Below are 3,630 nucleotides of genomic sequence, written 5' to 3' on the forward strand. Positions count from 1 at the left end.
TTATCCAAGTTCATAGGTAAGCTCGGCTGATTACGGTCAGTTCCTTGGAGAAAACAAGATTGAGCTCAAAGTTTTTGCAGCAAATCAGGGGATCTCAAGACAATAAAAGGTGAAGAAGTCCCTGGCTTTCTGATGATTTATTGCTTCATTTCTTCCAGTTTGGGTGGCAAATGATTCTAGTTTCTCTACACGATAATCGAGACCCGAAGTTGCTTTCCAGAAGAGCTGAGGAGAACGTTCAAAGCGAAAGGATTATTCCACAAGATTTAATCGAGAGAATGATTACTCTTGCCGAACTTTTTTGAAATGAGGACTCAATAACTCCCTCCGACTCAAGTATGTTAGTGAACTAGAACGCGTGACTTGCACATGACAAGGAAGACGGCAATTTGAGCATTAAGATTCTTGGCTGCGGAAATTAGTTTCCTTAATGCGACTGATTTGTTGAAATCCACTTCTAAGAGAAGCGGCCGATTGACAACTTGGACCGGGCGATTGTTTGGATTTTCTTCAGTTGTCGTTGGTCAGTTGACAAAAGGTAACAACGCATAAGCAATTGTTGGACTCGATTTCGTGACCTGAAAGATTTTGCAGGGTTTTTTGCTCAAATTCTCCGCAAACTGGCATGGTGTTGCTTACTCAGAAGATGACCTTGACAAAAGTTCCGCCCGTACAGTATAAAGCCGGGCTACTGTTGAAATAAAGATGTTTCAGGAATTGTTTGGTGCCTTGATTGGAAAAACAACTGAAAACTAACTGAACTAGATTGCAGAAGATATGTTGAAGATAAGCCACAGATTTGCGCTCAGGCATTTTCAGTGATAAAGTACGGGTTACAGGAGGAGATCAAAGTGAACAGAAGGAGTGGAGTGATTCTTGGGATAGCTCTCATAATCTTTCTCGTAATATCCATAATTGGAGCTGCATTGATGACTGTGGTCATGAGCAAGGCCAGGCAGACCAATGATCTCGAGAAGCGAACGCAGGCATATTTCTTTGCAAGATCCGGCGTTGAGATTGCCAGGGAGTATGTGAATGAGAAAAGGAAGAACGACGAGCAATTCTTTGATGAAAAAGTGATTGTACTTCATGGAAATATTAGCAGCGACAATAATGGGCAGTTGAGTTTTGACTTTCAAGATGTCACAGACGTTTGGCCAAAAGATAACGTTAGAGCGAGCTTTGAAGCAAGTGCTTCCTCCTTCAGGAACAACGAAATAGTGACCGCAGTTTGGAGAGACAATGAGTACACGAACTTCCTCTCGTCTGGAAATGCCGGGGACATGACAAGAACGCTCGCATTTATGTGTAGTGAAGGTTCTGCAGGGATACCTGTCTTCGATATGGCAATTTTCGCAAATGGGAGAATTGAGACGGGAGCTTCTGCCAATTCAGAAATCGTGGGTGATGTTGGCACGAACTCAACCGATACTTCTTCAATTAGCAGACAGGGTAGTCAAGGTCACGGTGAGGGTAATAACAAGACTGCCATTTACGGAAATGCTTGGTTTGGTCCGGGAACAGAACTAGATGGAGTGGCTCCCAGTGACTACTTCTTGGATGACGGGAACAGTGTTGCCACCCTTGAGAACATAAGAGACTACAAGAGTATGATACCGACATTTCCTGATTTTCCGAAGTTTGAAGTCGCGAAGTCTCTTAATATAACGGAATCCAGCGAGTCAATTGATGAAGATGGTTACTATAGTAGCGTAAGTATAAAAGGGAAAAACAAGAGTAAAGAAGCCAGACTCACAATTGAGACTGGATCTTCAAGTGATGTGAGGAAGATTGTTATAGAGCAACTGGAGATGAACTCATATGCATCTATCGAGCTGTCAGGTAATGGGAAACTAAACCTATATGTGGGAAATATTAGTGGCGGCGGCTCCATCAATATTGAAGGAGATGAAAATGAAATTGACAGAGTTGTTGTATATTACAAGGGAACGAGTTTGGGTGACCTAGATTTGAGAGGTACTATTCACATAAAGAACGAGATTGACGATGAGTTTAGGTTGGGAGGAAGTAGTAATCTAAGAGTCAGTGGACTTCTAATATATGAGGGAAGCAGCATCGTGCTTCATGGTACGCCAAGTGCTAAGGCGATAGCTCTGTTCGCTCCATATGCCGAGATAACTACGCATGGGAACCTGATTTCTACGGGGCAATAGTATGTGAGAGATTCTTAGCAAGCGGAGGGGGAACAGTAAACTACAAGAAAGTAGAAGACGAGTTTTCAGATACCTCTTTGGAAATCATCGATGGCGATGGTGAAGAAGCCTTCGAACAGTGGGGAGAGTGAATGTGATGAGCGTTCTAGCCACTGACCAAGGAGGACTGGGCATAAACAGAAGTGGTGGTTTTTCATTCGTTGAGGTTCTTATAGCATTGTTAATTATCATTATCTCTGTTGTCACGCTCATGAATTTCCTGATGACGGCACTCAGGGTTGAAAACTCTGCCAGCGCAATCTCCGAAGACCTATTGATTAAGTCGGGAGAACTTGAAGAAGAAAAAGGAGATAGCAAACAAGCAACTGTGACTATCGAAGAGATCGATATTTTGGGCGCGATTCATGAGATAGGCTATGGGAAAACAAAGCAGCTTATTGAGTTCAAGAGGTCTAGCCAATGAGTAAGGAATTTGACAGGCGAAAAGGACTAACTCTTATGGAGATGGTTGTCACGATGGCTATCGCTGCCGTTGTTCTAACAATTACTCTAACCATTTACAACATGTGGTGGAAGTCCTACAACAACTTATCGGAAAAGGCAGTTATCGAAAGGGAAATGACCTCGGCGATGGAGATAATTGTTAAAGAATTAAGATTGGCAAAAGATGTACAGAATGAAAATTCGAATCTGGAAGACCTGGAACTTGAGAGTGGAGAAGCGGCATTTGGAATCGAAGAGAAGAGGATTGGCTACAAGGTCAACGATCGAATAAGCTACCTTACTGATCCCGTTGTAGATACTCTTCTCTTCACTACTGAAGAGAATAATAAGAACTTTTTGGAAATAAGAATTGCAAACAGTAAGTACGGAATTGTTCTCACATCCAAAGTGAAGTTATTGAATGTTGTTGAAATCTCTGAAGGTTCATCGTCTGCCATAAGTTTTTTAGGTGCCGATAAGTTCTTCTGACTTCTTCATTATTACGACTGGTCCTGCCCAAAGACGTATTAACAAGTCTTCCGAAATCGAAAGTAGAGACAATTCAGCCGAGCGATGATTCTTCAGTCTCCCCATATTGACAAATCCGGCTTATCAGCTCTTATTTTCAGACAGCCAGTTACTTATATTCTGCAGCAAACAAGCAAACAAGCCAGGGAATCTATGTTGATCAAAGAAGCTCTTTCCATAAGATTATTCGCTAAATCAGTAGAACATTAGTTCTATTAGTCAAATGCTGTCAAGCAACGATTATTTGACATCTTCTCTCCAGAAAAAGAAACCCGGCCTTTTCGCCGGGTTTTCTTTTTCCCCCTTGATTCCTTCTCAGTTGTATGATTCTAGACCCATTAGAGGCGTGGGCTCTCTATTTCGTTTGGAAGCCGGCTCCGACGCTGTTCATGAGCTCGTAGAAGCCAGGGAAAGACACCGAGACGCATTCGGCGTTGCTGACTTC

The 3,630-nt window shown here is 42.5% G+C and carries 3 protein-coding genes; all 3 read left to right on the forward strand.

Features of this window, described 5'->3' with window-relative positions; translation table 11 throughout:
• The first annotated feature begins 851 nt into the window (after nt 1–851).
• The 3 genes from BG32_RS10480 (at nt 852) to BG32_RS10490 (ending at nt 3,146) form a co-directional block, all read left to right on the forward strand.
• A complete protein-coding gene (locus tag BG32_RS10480; RefSeq protein ID WP_121526803.1) occupies nt 852–2,174 on the forward strand; it encodes a pilus assembly PilX N-terminal domain-containing protein in 1,323 nt (440 codons plus the stop codon).
• A gap of 133 nt (nt 2,175–2,307) precedes the next feature.
• The gene (locus tag BG32_RS10485; RefSeq protein WP_147434955.1) at nt 2,308–2,637 is read left to right on the forward strand and encodes a hypothetical protein; all 330 of its coding nucleotides are present in this window, start codon (nt 2,308–2,310) and stop codon (nt 2,635–2,637) included.
• On the forward strand, nt 2,634–3,146 hold the full coding sequence (locus tag BG32_RS10490) for a type II secretion system protein J (RefSeq protein WP_121526805.1): 513 nt from the start codon (nt 2,634–2,636) through the stop codon (nt 3,144–3,146). The genes BG32_RS10485 and BG32_RS10490 overlap by 4 nt, the downstream gene beginning before the upstream one ends.
• The last annotated feature ends 484 nt before the right edge of the window (nt 3,147–3,630 follow it).

This window comes from Mesotoga sp. HF07.pep.5.2.highcov (genome assembly GCF_003666285.1).
Taxonomy (GTDB): Bacteria; Thermotogota; Thermotogae; order Petrotogales; family Kosmotogaceae; genus Mesotoga; species Mesotoga prima.

What these genes read in the sequence shown, in the direction of transcription:
- BG32_RS10490 (WP_121526805.1), top strand. Translation starts at nt 2,634, where the DNA reads ATGAGTAAGGAATTTGACAGGCGAAAAGGACTAACTCTTATGGAGATG.